This is a genomic window from Ensifer sp. WSM1721, from assembly GCF_000513895.2.
Classification (GTDB): Bacteria; Pseudomonadota; Alphaproteobacteria; order Rhizobiales; family Rhizobiaceae; genus Sinorhizobium.
In genome coordinates this window covers 793,080-808,659 of sequence record NZ_CP165783.1, presented here as the reverse complement: position 1 = coordinate 808,659, position 15,580 = coordinate 793,080, and the positions used below count along the sequence as shown (strand labels likewise).

Genomic DNA, 15,580 nt, shown 5'->3' with positions numbered 1-15,580 from the left:
TCTCGGGCCGAAGCCGGCAGGGCAGGGGCAGCGTCAGTCCGTGCCCTGTAGCGGCGTCAGAGGGAGCCTTCGGCAGCGAGCCTCATGTAGCTGACGTCGAAGCGCAGCTTCACGTTGTCGGTCGAGCCGAGAACCTGCCCGCCCGGGAACGCGATGCCGACGGCGTCCTTGTCGGAAGCGTCGTCGCCGAGCAGGCCATGGTCGAAGGAGAAGGTTCTGACGAGGTCCATCGTCTTGATGAGGTCCTCGCTCTCGGTGAAGGCGACCGCCTCCTCAGGTGTCGCGAACAGCTTGGTCGCCGCAAGTTGGGCCTCGAAGCCGGCAAGGTCCGTGCCGGACATCGCGCCCATGGCGGCACGCGCCGCTTTGCCCTTTTCGCCCGGATCGGAAAGGACCGCCATCGTCTCGTACCAGATGCCGGCGAGTGCCTTGCCGAAGGCGGGATTGTCCTTGAGCACCTCTGTGTTGACCATCAGCGTGTCGATGATCTCGCCCGGAATTTGCGTGGAATCGAACAGCGCGGCGGAACCGGGTTCGGCCCTGACCTCGGCGAGCAGCGGGTTCCAGGTCACCACCGTCGAGGTCTCCGGCGACTTGAAGGCGGCGACCATGTCGGCGTCGGAGGTGTTGACGATCGTCACGTCCTTTTCGGAAAGCCCCGCCGCTTCGAGAGCGCGCGCAAGCAGGTAGTGCGAGACCGACAGTTCGACAAGATTGATGCTCTCACCCTTGAGATCGGCGGGCGTCTTCGCGGTCTTGGAGACGATGCCGTCATTGCCGTTGGAGAAATCGCCGATGATCAGGATCGTCGTGTCGACGCCGCCGGCGGCAGGAATGGTCAGGCCATCCATGTTCGTCGCCGTCACACCGTCGAAGCCGCCGGCGGTGTACTGGTTGATGGACTCGACGTAATCGTTGATCTGCTTGACGTTGATGGTGATGCCGTATTTGTCGGCCCATTTCTTCACGATCCCGGCATCCGCCGCGTAGGGCCATGGCATCCAGCCGACATAGATCGTCCAGGCGATATTGAATTCCTTCTTCGGCTCCGCCTGCGTCCCGCCCGCGAGTAGCGCGAGAGAGAGGCCGAGAGCGGCCGAGAGGGCACGAAAACCGAATCTGCCATTTCCGAAACGCATCGTCTGTTCCCCTTGTTCGACTTGGGGCTCAAGCTGCGCTCATTTCTCGGAAATCACGAGGCGGGATTCCCAAAGCAACGACATCGCTGCATGAGCCTCCCGGGCTTTTATCCCGCCGTGGACCCGGTGGATGTCTCCCCACCGGAGGTTTCTCTCGGTCCAGTCATGCTTTATCGCATCGGAACCCTAGAAACATTGCCAGTATAGTTTGATGTCCTCTAAAGTAAAGCGGAAGTTTTGCAAATTTATGCTCATAATTTGTGCGTTTGATGCTTATAAATTAATCAAGTAGACCAATATTTATTAGGGCACATCTGAGGCGACCTGATCGTCCCGGTCTTCCGCGCATCGAGACGTGTTGATGGTCTGCGGCCACAATAACGTTCCAAGGCCGCTCGAGTCTTTGCACGCTCCCCCTCTGGCTCTCCGCGCGACGCATGCTGCGCTGCAGCGACGAATTCACTTGATGTGTTTAGTAAAGCGTATATCACTAAACATATTGCTCAACATGAGGGAGTATGGCTTGGGCATGTGAGCAAGGGAGAATTTTCCGAGGCCGGCGTCGGTCGGTTCTGTATCTGGGAGGAATACATGCGGAAGGTGACGAAGGCCCTGATGGGCATGTCGTCGGCACTCGTGCTGTCGACGGCGATACCGGGAATGGCGAAGGCCGATGAATTGACGCTGTGCTGGGCGGCCTGGGATCCGGCGAATGCGCTGGTCGAGCTCTCCAAGGATTTTACCGCAGCGACCGGCACCACGATGAAGTTCGAGTTCGTGCCGTGGCCGAACTTCGCCGACCGCATTCTCAACGAGCTCAATTCGGGCGGCAAGCTCTGCGATCTCCTGATCGGCGACAGCCAGTGGATCGGCGGTTCCGCCGAGAACGGCTACTACGTCAAGCTCAACGATTTCTTCGACAAGGAAGGCATCAAGATGAGCGACTTCGCCGAAGCCGCGGTCAATGCCTATTCCACTTGGCCGAAAGGCACGCCGAACTATTGGGCGCTGCCGGCCATGGGTGACGCCAACGGCTGGTTCTATCGCAAGGATTGGTTCGCCAAGCCGGAATTGCAGGCCGAGTTCAAGGAGAAATACGGCCGCGACCTCGGCCCGCCGAAGTCCTGGGATGAATTGAAGCAGGTCGCCGAATTCTTCACCGGTCGCGAAATCGACGGCCAGAAGGTCTATGGTGCCGCGATCTTCACCGAGCGTGCCTCCGAGGGCATCACCATGGGCGCGACCTCGGCGCTCTATCCCTATGGCTTCAAATACGAGCAGACCGGCGGCAAATACGACATGGACGGTGCCGTCAATTCCGCGGATGCCGTGGCGGGCCTCGAAGCCTACAAGGCTCTCTACAAATGCTGTCAGCCGCCCGGTTACACCGACAGCTACATGGGTGAGGGGCTCGACGCCTTCAAATCCGGCCAGGTGGCGATGGCGATGAACTGGTTTGCCTTCTTCCCCGGCCTCTACAAGGACGAGAAGGTCGGCGGCGACAAGATCGGCTTCTTCGTCAATCCCAAGCAGAAGGTGGCCGCCTCGACGCTTGGCGGGCAGGGAATGTCCGTCGTCGCCAATACCGACAACATGGACGGCGCGCTCGCCTACATCAAATGGTTCGCTCAGCCCGATGTCCAGAAGAAATGGTGGGCGCTCGGCGGCTACGCCGTGCACAATGCCGTCCTGAACGATCCGTCCTTCAAGGACAGCCAGCCCTTCGCGGCCGACTTCCTCGTGGCGATGAACCAGGTGCAGGATTTCTGGCAGGAGCCGTCCTACGCGATCCTGCTGCAGGCCATGCAGAAGCGCCTGCACGACTATGTCGTCGCCGACCAGGGCACGGCGCAAGAGGCACTCGACTCTCTCGTCAACGACTGGAAGGAAATCTTCGAGGACGAAGGCAAGCTTTAGGCTCCCTCAGCAACACGGCCCGGCCGCGAAGGTCCGGGCCGTCGGCCTCGAACCCGATTCTTCCTTGAATTCAGGTGACGTCAGTGACCGATGCCCCTTCCACTATTGCGGAGCGATCCGCCGACATGCTTGCCCACGCTACGCCGACGACGATCGCGGTTCGGGTGCGCGGTCTTTCCGACCGTGCCATCGCCTGGCTCTTCATCACGCCGACGATCGCCTTATTGCTTGCGATCAATATCTTCCCGCTGATCTGGGCGGTCTATCTGTCCTTCACGAATTTCCGCGCGAACCGCCCTTACGCCGAAGTCGACGGCGTCGGCTTGCGCAACTACCAGCGGGTGCTGAACGACCCGGATATCTGGATCGCCATGCAGACGACGGCGCATTTCGTCTTCTGGACGATCCTCCTACAGACGGTCATCGGCTTCGCACTTGCCTATCTGATCGACCGCAAGTTCCGCGGCCACGCCTTCTGGACGACGGTCATCCTCATCCCGATGATGCTGTCGCCGGCGGTCGTCGGCAACTTTTGGCGGTTCCTCTACCAGCCGCAGATCGGCCTCTTCAATTATATCGTCTCGTTCTTCACGGGCATTCCGCCGTCATCCTTCGAGATGCTCGGTTCGGTGAGCCTGGCGCCCTGGGCGATCATCATCGTCGATACCTGGATGTGGACCCCCTACGTCATGCTGATCTGCCTCGCCGGCCTCAGGTCCATCCCGGACTACATCTACGAGGCCGCCGAGGTCGACCGCGCGTCCGCTTGGCGGCAATTCTGGTCGATCACCGTGCCGATGGCCTTGCCCTTCATCATGCTCGCCGTGCTCTTCCGCGGCATCGAGAATTTCAAGATGTTCGACATGGTCATGCTGCTGACAGGCGGAGGGCCTGGTTCGACCACCGAGGTCGCGTCGATCACGCTGAAGCGCGAGGCCTTCGAAAGCTGGCTCACCGGACGATCTTCGGCCTTCGCAATTATTCTTTTCGTCGCGGTGTTCGGCCTCGCCAACATCTACGTCAAAGCGCTCAACAAGGTGAAACAGCGATGAGTTCGGTCAATACCACCGCCCATTCCGTGGTCGAGCCGACGCCGACCGTGAAACGCATCGCCGGCACGATCGTCATCCTCTATGCGCTGGTCACGATGATCCCGCTCGCCTGGATCTTTCTGACGAGCATCAAGTCGCCGCCGGATTCGATCAGCTATCCGCCGAAGGTCGTCTTCACCCCGACGCTCGAGGGCTTCTGCAATCTCTTCACGACGCGGACAAGGCAGACGCCGGACTATATCCAGTCGCTCCCAGCACCGACCAGCACCTGCGACGAGATCACCCGCAACCGCAACATGGTCATCGCCGGCCCATCGAACTATTGGCCGCGCTTCGGCAATTCGCTCGTGATCGCTTTCGGCTCGACCTTCCTTGCGGTCTCTCTGGGAACGTTTGCGGCCTACGGTTTCTCCAGGTTCCGCGTTCCACTCGCCGACGATCTCCTGTTCTTCATTCTCTCGACGCGAATGATGCCGCCGATCGCGGTCGCGATCCCGATCTACCTCATGTATCGCCAGTTCGGACTTTCCGACACGGCGCTCGGGATGATCCTGCTCTATACCGCCGTCAACGTCTCGCTCGCCGTTTGGTTGCTCAAGGGCTTCATCGACGAGATTCCCCGCGAATACGAAGAGGCGGCGATGATCGATGGCTATACCCGCTTGCAGGCCTTCTGGAAGGTCGTGCTGCCGCAGGCGACGACCGGCATCGCCGCGACCGCGATCTTTTGCCTGATCTTCGCCTGGAACGAATATGCCTTCGCGGTGCTCCTGACTTCGGGCTCGGCGCAGACCGCGCCGCCGTTCATCCCGACGATCATCGGCGAGGGCGGACAGGACTGGCCGGCGGTCGCGGCCGGCACGACGATCTTCCTGGTGCCGATTCTCGTCTTCACCATCATCCTGCGCAAGCAGTTGCTGCGCGGCATCACCTTCGGAGCGGTACGCAAATGACGACTCCGCAAAAAACGACCCCTACAGCCCGGCAGAAGCGGTCCTTGTTCCTGCGGCGCGGACCGATGGAAAACATCGCGACGGTGCTGATCGCCGCGGGCTTCCTGATGCTGTTCCAGCCGTTCCTGCTGACGCTTTACACCTATTCGCTGGCCATGCTGCTGACTGGAACCGTCATGTTCATCATCGTCTCGAAATTTCCGGAGTAAGCGATGTCCGAGATCAAGATCGTAAACCTGCGCAAGCAGTTCGGTGATTTCGTCGCTGTCGAGGATTCGAGTTTCACGGTCCAGGACGGCGAGTTTCTGGCGCTGCTCGGGCCGTCAGGCTGCGGCAAGACGACGACGCTCAGGATGATCGCCGGGCTCGAGCTGCCGACCAGCGGCAAGATTTATCTCGATGGCGAGGACGTTACCTTCAACCGGGCGAGCGCCCGCGACATCGCCTTCGTCTTCCAGCTCTTCGCGCTTTATCCGCACATGAATGTGCGCCGGAACATCGGTTTCCCGCTCCTGTCGCAGGGGGTGCCGAAGGCGGAAATCCGCGCCCGCGTCGAGGAGACCGCGAAGCTCCTGAGGATCGACCACATCCTCGACCGGTCGGTTTCGGGGCTCGCCGGCGGCGACCGCCAGCGTGTTGCGCTTGGCCGCGCGATCATCCGGCGGCCCAAATGCTTTCTGATGGACGAGCCGCTCGGCACGCTCGACGCGGAATTCCGCGAGGTGATGGTCCATGAGCTGCGCGAGCTCCACAATCGCATCCATGCGACAACGGTCTACGTGACCCACGACCAGCACGAGGCGATGGCGATGGCCGACAAGATCGCGGTCATGAATCACGGCGTGATCGAGCAGTTCGGCACGCCGCAGGAAATCTACAATCGTCCAGCCTCGATGTATGTCGCCGATTTCATCGGCTCGCCGCCGATGAATTTCATGCGCTTCCATTCGGGGCTCAAGAGAGGGACGCGATCGATCTTCCTCGACGGTGTCGAAGTCGCCGTGCCGGAGGTGGGGGAGGACGTGGCGCCGGGCGAAATGGCGCTCGGCGTCCGTCCGGAACATATCCGCTTCAGCGATCACTCCCCCGTCCGCGGTGCTGTCTATGGCAGCGAGTATCTGGGCACCAACCAGATCGTCGCCGTGGAGACCGCCGCCGGCATCGTCAAGGCGCGCGTTTCGGCCGACCGCAGCTTCAGGCTCGGCGAGATCGTCGGGCTCGAATTCAACCAGGCTAGGCTCGCCGTCTTCGACTACACCTCGGGCAGGGCGATCGCATCCTCCCTCTATGCGGAGGCGCACCATGGCTGAGGTCGTTCTTCACGGTATTGGCAAGACCTTCGGCGACACGGTCGCGGTCGACGATCTGTCGCTAACCATCAGGGACGGGGAATTCGTGGTCCTCCTCGGGCCGACGGGCGCCGGCAAGACGACAACCCTGCGCTTGATCGCCGGGCTCGAAAGCCCGGATTGCGGGCGGGTAACGATCGCCGGTCGCGACGTCGGTCGACAGTCGCCGGCCGAACGCGACGTGGCCTTCGTCTTCCAGCAATATTCGCTCTATCCGCACTTAAGCGTCTACGACAATCTCGCCTTTCCGCTGCGCTCGCCGGCACGGCGGCTTGGCGCCGAGGAGATCGACCGGCGCGTGCGCGAGGTCGCACGCATGGTTCGGATCGAGCATAAGCTCCAAAACCGCTCGACGCGGCTTTCGGGCGGCGAGATGCAGCGCGTCGCGATCGGCCGCGCGCTGGTGCGCCGTCCGGCGATCTATCTCATGGACGAACCGCTGTCGTCACTCGACGCGAAGCTCAGGGCGGAGCTTCGGCTCGAACTGAAGCGGATCCAAAAGGAGCTGGGCTCGACGCTTCTCTACGTCACCCATGACCAGGTCGAGGCGATGACGATGGCGGATCGCATCGGCATTCTGTCCGAGGGAAGGCTCGTGCAGGTCGGCACGCCGCGGGAGATCTACGCGGACCCGGCCAATCTGCATGTCGCCGCGCGCCTCGGCCAGCCGCACATCAACCTGCTTCCCATAGACCTTCTGCCCGGGGCCGCGCCACCATTCGGCGCGCTGACGATCGGCGCGCGCACCGAACATCTGGAGATCGCGACCAACGCTCAGGGCAATGCCGAAGTCGACTGGATCGAGCATCTCGGCGACCAGAACCACCTGCACATCCGGGTGAGGGGGCACAAGCTCGTGACGCTTGCTGATCCCTATCTCTCCATCAAGCCAGGCGACCGGATCAACCTTTCACTGAGACAGCCCCTTTATTTCGGGTCGGCCGGCGAGCGGCTGCGCTGATGCTGCGGGGATTAATCGACAAGGCAATTGGATGAGCACGATGAAGCACTTTTTCAACCGCAAGGAAAACATCGTCACCGAAGCGCTGGACGGCCTGCTGCAGACCGCGCCAGCCGGCACCCTCGCGCGCCTCGACAGCTATCCCGACATCAAGGTCGTCCTGCGCGGCGACTGGGACAAGGCGAAGGTTGCCGTCGTTTCCGGCGGCGGGGCCGGCCATGAACCGTCGCATGCGGGCTTTGTCGGAAAAGGCATGTTAACCGCGGCGGTTTCCGGCGAGATCTTCGCCTCGCCGAGCGTCGATGCGGTGCTGACCGCGATCCGCGCGGTGACCGGGCCGAGGGGCTGCCTGCTGATCGTCAAGAACTACACCGGCGATCGCCTCAATTTTGGGCTCGCGGCGGAAAAGGCGCGCGTCGAAGGCTTTCGCGTCGAGATGGTGATCGTTGCCGACGACATCGCTCTTCCGGATATCGCCCAGCCGCGCGGCGTCGCCGGAACGCTCTTCGTCCACAAGATTGCGGGGCATTTGGCAGAGCAGGATGCGGATCTCGAGACCGTTGCCGCCGCCGCCCGCTCGGCCGCGCGCGACATCGTTTCGCTCGGCGTGTCGCTCTCCTCCTGCTCCATTCCCGGCCAGGCCCATGCGGAGCGGCTCGAGGCGGACGAGGGGGAACTGGGGCTCGGCATCCACGGCGAACCCGGCGCCGAACGGATCGCCCTGCAGGAGGCGCGCAGCATTGTTGCCACAATGTCCGAGCGGCTTTCCAGAGCTTTGCCGGGAGACGGCGGCTATGCGCTTCTCATCAACAATCTCGGCGCCGTGCCGCCGATCGAGATGGGATTGATCGCCCACACGGTCCTTTCCTCGTCACTCGCCACGCGTGTGAAGCTGACGATAGGCCCGGCGCCGATGATGACGGCGCTCAACATGAACGGCTTTTCGCTTTCGCTCATCCGGCTTGATGGCGAGCGTGAGGCGGCATTGAAATCGCGCGTCGGCCCGCATGCCTGGATACCCGCCGTCGAGTGCCATGATGTCTCCGTTCTGCCGGCGATTGCCGTGCCCGCCACCGATTCCGTGGCGGCCAGTCACGATCCGGCCGCCGATCGGCTGATCGCGGCGATTTGCGATCATCTGCTCTCGCTCGAAGCGGAACTCAACCATCTCGACGCCCGAGCCGGCGACGGCGATACCGGCTCGACCGTGGCGACAGGTTCGCGCAGCGTTCTTGCCCAGATCGAAAGGCTGCCGCTGAAGGACATCGCCGCGACGCTTTCCTCGATCGGCGGCATACTCAGCACCAGCATGGGCGGATCGAGCGGCGTGCTCCTGTCGATCTTCTTCACCGCGGCGGCCAAGGCCTATTCGGACACGAAGGACATGGCGGGCGCGCTGCTGGCGGGACTCGAACGGATGACCTTCTACGGCGGAGCGGCCGTTGGCGACCGCACGATGGTGGATGCCCTGGATCCGGCGCTGCGCGCCCTCAAGGCCGGCGGTCTCGCTGCGGCGGCTTCCGCAGCCCGCGCCGGCGCCGACGCGACACGGGCGATGAAGAAGGCGAAGGCCGGGCGCGCCTCCTATATCGGCGAACGGGATCTCGATGGCGTACCAGACCCGGGAGCCATCGCTGTGGCCGCGGTCTTCGAAGTCGCAGCAGGGCTTGCCTAGATCACGATGATTTCAGGTCGGATCGACCTAAATCATAACCGTGGTTGACTCTTATAAGTCAGCGCCGGATGCGGGCGGAAAATCGCGCAACTTTTTCCTCATCCCGCGCTACTGCATGTTTCCTTAAATCGTACCCGATTTAAGGACAAAAACATGCAGCAATTCAGAGTGCTACAGCGTCCTTTGTGCGTCTGAAAAGACGCACGGCGCTGTAGGCACATGCTCTAACGGTGGCGGCCGATCGCGAGTATGATCGAGCGAGGTTGGTAAAAGGTGTTGGTCGTGGTGGCAAATGCAGCGCTCATAGGCGGGTTGATCGAAGCCTGTCGCGAGGTGATTGCCGCCAATGCCGATCATCTGTCGGAACTCGACAGGGCTATCGGCGACGGAGACCATGGCACCAACATGCGTCGCGGCCTGGAGGCGGTCTACGCCGAGCGAAACCGGCTCGCAGAGCTTACCCTGCCGAAAGCACTGGAGGAGATAGGCTTCATTCTCGTCATGAGCGTCGGCGGTGCGGCCGGTCCGCTCTACGGAACGCTGCTGATCGAGACCGGTCGTCAATTGGCCGGTTCGAACGGACAGATCGAGTTTGCAGGCGCGCTCGAGCTTGCTATCACTGCCGTCGCCCGTCGCGGGCGGGCGAGTCCCGGCGACAAGACGCTGCTCGACGTGCTTTACCCGGTGCATGCCGAAGTGGTAAGGCGCGCGGGACTGGCACACATCTGCGAAGAGGCGGAACGGGCGGCAAGCCTGACTTTCGGCATGAGAGCGATGCGCGGGCGCGCCGCATTTCTCGGCGAGCGGTCGATCGGACATGTCGATCCGGGCGCGAAGAGTTGTGCGCTGCTGACGGCGGCGATCTGTCGTTTCTTGGAGGAGCATTGTCCGGCATGAACCCGAAATCTGCAAATGTCGGCATCGTCATCGTTTCGCATTCCCCCCTTGTCGCGGAAGGTGCCGCCGACATGGTGCGCCAGATGGTCGGCGATTGCGTGCCGCTCGCCTGGTCGGGCGGCAACGCGGAGGGTGGGCTCGGCACGCACGCCGCCGGCATCCTCGCCGCGATCGAACGGGCCTGGTCGGATGCCGGGGTAGCCATCTTCGTCGATCTCGGCGGGGCGGAGACGAACAGCGAAATGGCGATCGAAATGCTCGGGGAGCCGCGCTCCCGAAGAGTGATCATTTGCGATGCGCCTTTGGTCGAGGGGGCGGTGATGGCAGCGGCCGAAGCGTCGGGCGGGGCGGCTCTTGCCCGGGTCGTGGCGACCGCGGAGGAACTGTCGCCGTGATGGACAACAGGCCGCGACGGGAAGCGCCCGAGGCAGTGGACACGCAGGGTTACTGTCAGGCGGAGATCGAGGTGACGCACGGCTTCGGGCTGCATGCTCGCCCGTCGGTCGTTTTCACGCGGCTCGCGAAATCGTTTCCCTGCACCGTCGAGATCGAGGTCAACGACAGCAACGTCTGGCTGAACGGCAAGAGCATCGTCAAGATCATGGGGGCGAGGATTCGGAGGGGTTCGATCCTGAAAATCCGAGCCCGAGGCTTACGCGCCGCGGAAGCGATCCATGCGCTCAAGGCGCTCGTCAAGCGCGATTTCGATGAAGAAAAGAAGCATGGCCGAAGCGCTTGAAATCTCCGGGATATCCGCCTCTCCGGGTGTGGGGGTCGGGCCCGTCCATCTCGCCGCCGAATTTACGGCGGAGGCGCTCGCGCCCGGCGACACCGTGGTCGCGGAAGGCGACCGGCTGCGACGGGCGGTCGCCACCGCCGTCGCGGAGCTCGATGCTCTCGCGTATCGGTCGGACGAGGAGAGCGCCGGCATTCTCGACTTCCAGATCGAGATGCTGCTCGATCCGGCTCTCGTCGAAATGGCCGAGGAACGGATCGCGGCCGGGGATGGCGCCGCACTCGCCTGGCTCGGCGCGCTCGACGACTATATCGCCGGCATCGAGGAGGCGCCCGATGAGCAGCTCCGCGCCCGCGCGGTCGACATCGTCGACATCCGCAATCGCGTCCTCAGCGCGCTCACGGGCCGCCCTCTGGAAGATTTTGCGCCCGGTTCGGTCTTTGTCGGCAAGGACCTCGAGCCCAGCCTCTTCCTCGCGCATGACTGGACGGCCGGTGGCGGCATCGTCCTCTTCGAAGGCAGCGTCTCCAGCCATGTGGCAATGCTCGCTCGCAGCCGTTCGGTACCCATGCTGGTGGCGACGGGACGGTTCGAAATCGCACCCGGCGCGCGCGTTCTTGTAGATGCGAATGGCGGCCGAGCCGTTATCGCGCCCGACGATGGGCATGTTCGCGAGGCGAAATCGAGGAAGCCTGCAGCAAGGCCGACCGCCTCGCGCGCCGGCGGAACGATCGAAACCGCCGACGGCGTTGCGATCCGGCTGTCTGCCATCATCAATGATCCGCGCGAGCTCGAGGCCATTGATCCAGCCTCCTTCGCGGGCATCGGTCTGATGCGGACCGAATTTCTGGTGACGTCGCCCGCGGATGCCGTCGATGAGGAAAAGCACTACGACATCTATCGGCATGCATTGGATTGGGCCGGCGAATCTCCGGCGATCGTGCGCATGCTCGATCTCGGCGGCGACAAGACATTGCCGGGCCTCGGCGCCATGAGGAGCGAATCCTTCATGGGCCTCAAGGGCATCCGGTTGCTCCTGGCGCGGCCGGAGCTTGCCCGCGCCCAAGCGCGCGCGCTGCTGCGCGCCGCCGTACATGGCAATCTCGGCGTCCTCTTGCCGATGGTGACGGTCCCGGAGGAACTCGATGCGATGCGGGCGATCTTCGAAGAGGAGTCTACCGCGCTTGGCAAGAGGGGGTTGCAAACTCGCATGCCGGAGATCGGCATGATGGTGGAGGTCCCGGCGGCGGCGCTGATGCTCGACCGATTTTCGCGGTCGAACTTCTTTTCTTTCGGGACAAACGATCTGGCGCAATATCTTGCGGCTGCCGCAAGAGACGACCAAAGCGTCGCCGCACTTTACGACGCCGCCACGCCGGCGGTTTGCAGGGTAATAGCGCAGGGTGTGGCGCTTGCCGAAGCTATGAACAGACCGATCGGAATCTGCGGCGAGATGGCCTCCGAACCCCGGCATATACCGGCGCTCATGGCTGCGGGCCTTCGCCACTTCTCGGTGGCGGCCAATCGCGTGAGGGACATAGGATCCACAATCGGCGGCTTGCGATCTGATGGCCGGGCCGCGGCGGAGATGAAATGAATGTCGCGCGAGACGGTTGAAGACGCGATCATCGCCTACAAGACGATCCTGGCGCAGATCATCGACAATCGGCCGTCGGGCACCCGTCAGAGGCTCGCCGCGGCGCTCGGCAAGCATCGCAGCTTCGTCACACAGGTGACGAGTCCGGCCTATTCGACTCCGCTGCCGGCGCGGCATCTGGCGACGATCTTTCGCGTCTGCCACTTCAGCCCCGGTGAGCAGGAGCGCTTTCTTCAGGCCTATCAATCCGCGCACCCCGGCAAGCTGCCGGATTTCGGGAGCGCGGAGAAGCTGCGGCAGCTCTCGTTGATCGTTCCCGATCTCGGCGATGAAAAGAAGAACCGCCTATTCGACGAAGCGATCGAGGAACTCGTACGGAACATGGCGAAACTGGTCGGAACGATGGATTAGAGGGTCGTGATGTGTTTCAGTACATCGCTGCGCCCAGGCTCTCTATGTTCGAGTTCGATCAAGGCCACCGATGCCGAGACTCTATGCGTTGCGGCGTTTTGCGGGCAGGAGAGCACGGCGTCGTGGGGGATGCACGATGAAGAAGTTCATGAACCGACCCGAGACGCTGGTGGCTGAAAGCCTCGCCGGCTTCGTAGCAGCCCATGAACACATGGTGAGCTTCGGAGCCGACAGGAAGTTCATTCGCCGGCGGAGCCTTCGGCCGGGCAAGGTCGCGCTCATTTCGGGCGGCGGTTCGGGGCACGAGCCGATGCATGTCGGCTTTGTCGGGAGAGGTATGCTGGACGCCGCGTGCACCGGACATGTCTTCACCTCTCCGACGCCGGACCAGATCATTGCCGCGATCCGGGAGACCGACGTCGGGGAGGGATGCCTGCTCATCGTCAAGAATTATGACGGCGACGTCATGAATTTCGAGATGGCGGCCGAACTCGCTGCGGCCGAGCACCGGATCGCCACCGTTATCGTGCGCGACGATGTCAATCCCGGCGGGTCGAAGCGCAGCCAAGGCAGGAGAGGCGTTGCGGGAACGCTCGTGGTCGAGAAGCTGCTCGGAGCGGCGGCGGAGGCCGGCTGGCGGCTCGACGAGCTCAGCGCACTCGGCGAGGACCTCAACGGCCGCATCCGCACCATGGGCGTGGCGCTCAGCGGTGTGGCCGTACCTGACACGGAGCGGAAAACCTTCGTGCTCAACGAAGACGAGATGGAGATGGGCGTCGGAATTCACGGAGAGCCGGGCCGTGCACGGGTCAAATTCGCGGCCGCCGAAGAAATCGTTGAAACGATGCTCGAGGCTATCTTGAGCGATCTGGCACGGGACCGGGGCGATAAGCTGCTCCTCTCATCAATGGATTCGGTGGCACCCCTGTGTCGGAACTCTATCTCGCCTACAATTCCGCCCGAGCGCGGCTCCAGAGCCTGGGTGTCATAGTTGCCCGGTCGCTGGTCGGAACCTATGTCACCTCCCTGGACATGGCGGGCCTCTCAATCACCGTTGCTCGCCTCGATGAACGGGAGCTTTCCTTGTGGGACGCGCCGATCGACACGGCGGTGCTGCGCTGGGGAGGCTGGTCGGATATTTCGGCGGTGTCGCTTGGCAGTTAATCGGAAGATGTGATCACCTCGGTGGCTTCGCAGCCGAAGCAGATCGAGGCGCAGACCGCTTAAGTTCGGGATCGGGATTGAATGAAAGAACGGCGCCCCGAGGGTCGCCGTCAGACTGCGTTAACGTTTGCCGGGGTTTCTGATGTGCCATGGACGATACCGGTTCGCAGCCTGTAATCGTCCATGGCGGTCCAATCGTCAGTTCTTTACCGTGTCTTCCAGGAAGAACCGGCCAAGCGGATTCTGGTAGAAGTTCTCGATGTTCTTGCGCGAAACGTTCAGGTAGGGGCTGTAGTAGAGGTCGACCCAGTGGACATCGTCCTTCGCCGTCTTCTGGATATCGACGTACATGGCCTCACGCTTCGCCGGATCGAGCTCCAGACGCGCCGCGGCGACAAGTTGCTTCACCTTGTCGCTGTTGTAGCGGGTCATGTAGTTCATATTGGTGTCGTGGCCGAGCACGAAGGTGGTCTTCTGGTCTGGATCGAGGATGTCGTTCGTCCAGTACATGACCGAAATATCGTAGTCGCCGGCGACCAGCATGTCCCAGCTTTGACTCGGGTCGACCTTCTGCAGATTGACCGTGACGCCCGCCTTGGCAAACTGCTGCTGCAGCTGCACCGCGATCTGCTCGTCGACCTCGTTGCCGGCGTTTACGATGTAGTTGAGCGTCAGGTCCGATGCTCCGGCCCCGGCCAGCATCGCCTTGGCCTTCTCAGGATCGTAAGGATACTGGTAATTGGCGTCGTAGTGATAGAGCGAGCCCTTTGGAATGTAGGAATTTGCGACCGTGCCGATGCCGAACGTGACCGTGTCGACGATCGCTTTCTTGTCTATCGCCATGTCCAGTGCCTGGCGCACTTCCTTCTTGGCAAGCATGCCGTGCTCATGGTTGATGAGCAGATGGTCCTCGCGGGTCGAGGTGTCAATGTGAACCGTGAGGTTCGGGTCCTTCTTCAATTCCTCGACGCGCGAGAAAGGAACGAAGATCGCTGCGTCGAGTTGGCCGGCCTGGACGTTCAGCATGCGAGTGTTGTCGTCCGGAACCGAAATCCACTCGACGCCGTCTAGTTTCACACGGTCGGCCTGCCAGAAGTTCGGATTCTTTTCGAGGATTACCCGGTCGCCGCGCCGCCACTCCTTGACAGTGAACGCGCCGGATGATGCCGTTGGCAGTTCGGCGAAGGCGTCCTCGCCAGCCTCGACGGCCGTCTTGGAAAGCACCGAGACGTTCGGAAGGGCAAGCGTCGACAGGAACGGTGCGGAGGGCGTCTTCAGCTTGACGACCAGCGTCTTCGGATCGGCCGCCTCGGCGGTTTCGACGATCTTATAGCTGTCGCTCCAGAGAGAGCCTTCGTGGTCGCGGATGCGCAGCAGGCTGAAGGCGGCATCTTCGGCAGTGATCGGCGAGCCGTCAGAGAACTTCGCGTCACGGATCTTGAAAGTGTAGGTCAGGCCGCCATCGGAAACGGTCCAGCTTTCGGCGAGGCCGGGCTCCAGCTTGGTGCCAGTCTTGTCAACGCGGACAAGCACGTCGAAGACGTTGGAAAACACCCAGTTGTCGACGTTCTGGGCCGACTTGATCGGATCGAATGTCGTCGAATCCTCGCGGCGGCCGATGGTGAGGATGCCGGCCGCTTCGGCATAACTGGCACTGAGCATGAGGGCGGCTGCAAAAGCGGCGCGGCCGATGTTGTTCCATCTTTTGGTCATGGTTCGTTCCCTTCGT

Annotated in this window: 14 protein-coding genes, 1 pseudogene and 1 riboswitch; of the genes and pseudogenes, 13 read left to right on the top strand and 2 right to left on the bottom strand. The window is 62.4% G+C overall.

What is annotated here, in order from left to right; translation table 11 throughout:
* Positions 1 to 56: 56 nt before the first annotated feature.
* Complete coding sequence (locus M728_RS21315; protein ID WP_026619757.1) at positions 57 to 1,139, bottom strand: putative urea ABC transporter substrate-binding protein; 1,083 nt, start codon at positions 1,137 to 1,139, stop codon at positions 57 to 59.
* A 94-nt stretch (positions 1,140 to 1,233) separates the two neighbouring features.
* A riboswitch (guanidine-I (ykkC/yxkD leader) is annotated at positions 1,234 to 1,340 on the bottom strand.
* A 390-nt stretch (positions 1,341 to 1,730) separates the two neighbouring features.
* Here M728_RS21315 and M728_RS21310 point away from each other — a divergent pair.
* The 13 genes and pseudogenes from M728_RS21310 to dhaK all read left to right on the top strand — a co-directional run bounded on the left by M728_RS21310 (position 1,731) and on the right by dhaK (position 13,851).
* Positions 1,731 to 3,056, top strand: a complete 1,326-nt coding sequence (locus M728_RS21310) for an ABC transporter substrate-binding protein (protein WP_026619758.1) — start codon at positions 1,731 to 1,733, stop codon at positions 3,054 to 3,056.
* 125 nt (positions 3,057 to 3,181) lie between these two features.
* Entirely contained in the window at positions 3,182 to 4,108 is a 927-nt protein-coding gene (locus M728_RS21305) for a carbohydrate ABC transporter permease (RefSeq protein ID WP_156943389.1), read from the top strand.
* Positions 4,105 to 5,061 carry a carbohydrate ABC transporter permease gene (locus tag M728_RS21300; RefSeq protein WP_026619760.1) on the top strand — a complete coding sequence of 319 codons (957 nt, stop codon included), beginning with the start codon at positions 4,105 to 4,107 and terminating at the stop codon, positions 5,059 to 5,061. Before M728_RS21305 ends, M728_RS21300 begins: the two co-directional genes overlap by 4 nt.
* On the top strand, positions 5,058 to 5,270 hold the full coding sequence (locus M728_RS21295; protein ID WP_026619761.1) for a hypothetical protein: 213 nt from the start codon (positions 5,058 to 5,060) through the stop codon (positions 5,268 to 5,270). The genes M728_RS21300 and M728_RS21295 overlap by 4 nt, the downstream gene beginning before the upstream one ends.
* A 3-nt stretch (positions 5,271 to 5,273) precedes the next feature.
* Positions 5,274 to 6,371 (top strand): ABC transporter ATP-binding protein, encoded by a 1,098-nt coding sequence (locus M728_RS21290; protein ID WP_026619762.1) that lies wholly within the window; start codon positions 5,274 to 5,276, stop codon positions 6,369 to 6,371.
* Entirely contained in the window at positions 6,364 to 7,371 is a 1,008-nt protein-coding gene (locus M728_RS21285) for an ABC transporter ATP-binding protein (RefSeq protein ID WP_026619763.1), read from the top strand. Before M728_RS21290 ends, M728_RS21285 begins: the two co-directional genes overlap by 8 nt.
* Positions 7,372 to 7,411: 40 nt before the next feature.
* On the top strand, positions 7,412 to 9,046 hold the full coding sequence (locus M728_RS21280) for a dihydroxyacetone kinase subunit DhaK (protein ID WP_026619764.1): 1,635 nt from the start codon (positions 7,412 to 7,414) through the stop codon (positions 9,044 to 9,046).
* A gap of 276 nt (positions 9,047 to 9,322) precedes the next feature.
* Complete coding sequence (gene dhaL, locus M728_RS21275) at positions 9,323 to 9,943, top strand: dihydroxyacetone kinase subunit DhaL (protein WP_370906498.1); 621 nt, start codon at positions 9,323 to 9,325, stop codon at positions 9,941 to 9,943.
* Positions 9,940 to 10,338, top strand: coding sequence for a dihydroxyacetone kinase phosphoryl donor subunit DhaM (dhaM, locus tag M728_RS21270; RefSeq protein WP_026619766.1), 399 nt, complete (start codon positions 9,940 to 9,942; stop codon positions 10,336 to 10,338). Before dhaL ends, dhaM begins: the two co-directional genes overlap by 4 nt.
* On the top strand, positions 10,338 to 10,682 hold the full coding sequence (locus M728_RS21265) for an HPr family phosphocarrier protein (RefSeq protein ID WP_026619767.1): 345 nt from the start codon (positions 10,338 to 10,340) through the stop codon (positions 10,680 to 10,682). The genes dhaM and M728_RS21265 overlap by 1 nt, the downstream gene beginning before the upstream one ends.
* Entirely contained in the window at positions 10,666 to 12,276 is a 1,611-nt protein-coding gene (locus tag M728_RS21260) for a putative PEP-binding protein (RefSeq protein WP_026619768.1), read from the top strand. The genes M728_RS21265 and M728_RS21260 overlap by 17 nt, the downstream gene beginning before the upstream one ends.
* On the top strand, positions 12,277 to 12,687 hold the full coding sequence (locus M728_RS21255; RefSeq protein WP_026619769.1) for a hypothetical protein: 411 nt from the start codon (positions 12,277 to 12,279) through the stop codon (positions 12,685 to 12,687).
* A 136-nt stretch (positions 12,688 to 12,823) separates the two neighbouring features.
* Positions 12,824 to 13,851 (top strand): annotated as a pseudogene (gene dhaK, locus M728_RS21250) (dihydroxyacetone kinase subunit DhaK).
* Positions 13,852 to 14,049: 198 nt separating this feature from the next.
* Here dhaK and M728_RS21245 read toward each other — a convergent pair.
* The gene (locus tag M728_RS21245; protein WP_026619770.1) at positions 14,050 to 15,564 is read right to left on the bottom strand and encodes an ABC transporter substrate-binding protein; all 1,515 of its coding nucleotides are present in this window, start codon (positions 15,562 to 15,564) and stop codon (positions 14,050 to 14,052) included.
* Between the last annotated feature and the right edge of the window lie 16 nt (positions 15,565 to 15,580).

Bases quoted from the DNA above. Each gene is read 5' to 3' on its own strand.
- M728_RS21315 (WP_026619757.1), bottom strand. From the start codon at position 1,139: ATGCGTTTCGGAAATGGCAGATTCGGTTTTCGTGCCCTCTCGGCCGCT.
- M728_RS21310 (WP_026619758.1), top strand. From the start codon at position 1,731: ATGCGGAAGGTGACGAAGGCCCTGATGGGCATGTCGTCGGCACTCGTG.
- M728_RS21305 (WP_156943389.1), top strand. From the start codon at position 3,182: ATGCTTGCCCACGCTACGCCGACGACGATCGCGGTTCGGGTGCGCGGT.
- M728_RS21300 (WP_026619760.1), top strand. From the start codon at position 4,105: ATGAGTTCGGTCAATACCACCGCCCATTCCGTGGTCGAGCCGACGCCG.
- M728_RS21295 (WP_026619761.1), top strand. From the start codon at position 5,058: ATGACGACTCCGCAAAAAACGACCCCTACAGCCCGGCAGAAGCGGTCC.
- M728_RS21290 (WP_026619762.1), top strand. From the start codon at position 5,274: ATGTCCGAGATCAAGATCGTAAACCTGCGCAAGCAGTTCGGTGATTTC.
- M728_RS21285 (WP_026619763.1), top strand. From the start codon at position 6,364: ATGGCTGAGGTCGTTCTTCACGGTATTGGCAAGACCTTCGGCGACACG.
- M728_RS21280 (WP_026619764.1), top strand. From the start codon at position 7,412: ATGAAGCACTTTTTCAACCGCAAGGAAAACATCGTCACCGAAGCGCTG.
- dhaM (WP_026619766.1), top strand. From the start codon at position 9,940: ATGAACCCGAAATCTGCAAATGTCGGCATCGTCATCGTTTCGCATTCC.
- M728_RS21265 (WP_026619767.1), top strand. From the start codon at position 10,338: ATGGACAACAGGCCGCGACGGGAAGCGCCCGAGGCAGTGGACACGCAG.
- M728_RS21260 (WP_026619768.1), top strand. From the start codon at position 10,666: ATGGCCGAAGCGCTTGAAATCTCCGGGATATCCGCCTCTCCGGGTGTG.
- M728_RS21255 (WP_026619769.1), top strand. From the start codon at position 12,277: ATGTCGCGCGAGACGGTTGAAGACGCGATCATCGCCTACAAGACGATC.
- M728_RS21245 (WP_026619770.1), bottom strand. From the start codon at position 15,564: ATGACCAAAAGATGGAACAACATCGGCCGCGCCGCTTTTGCAGCCGCC.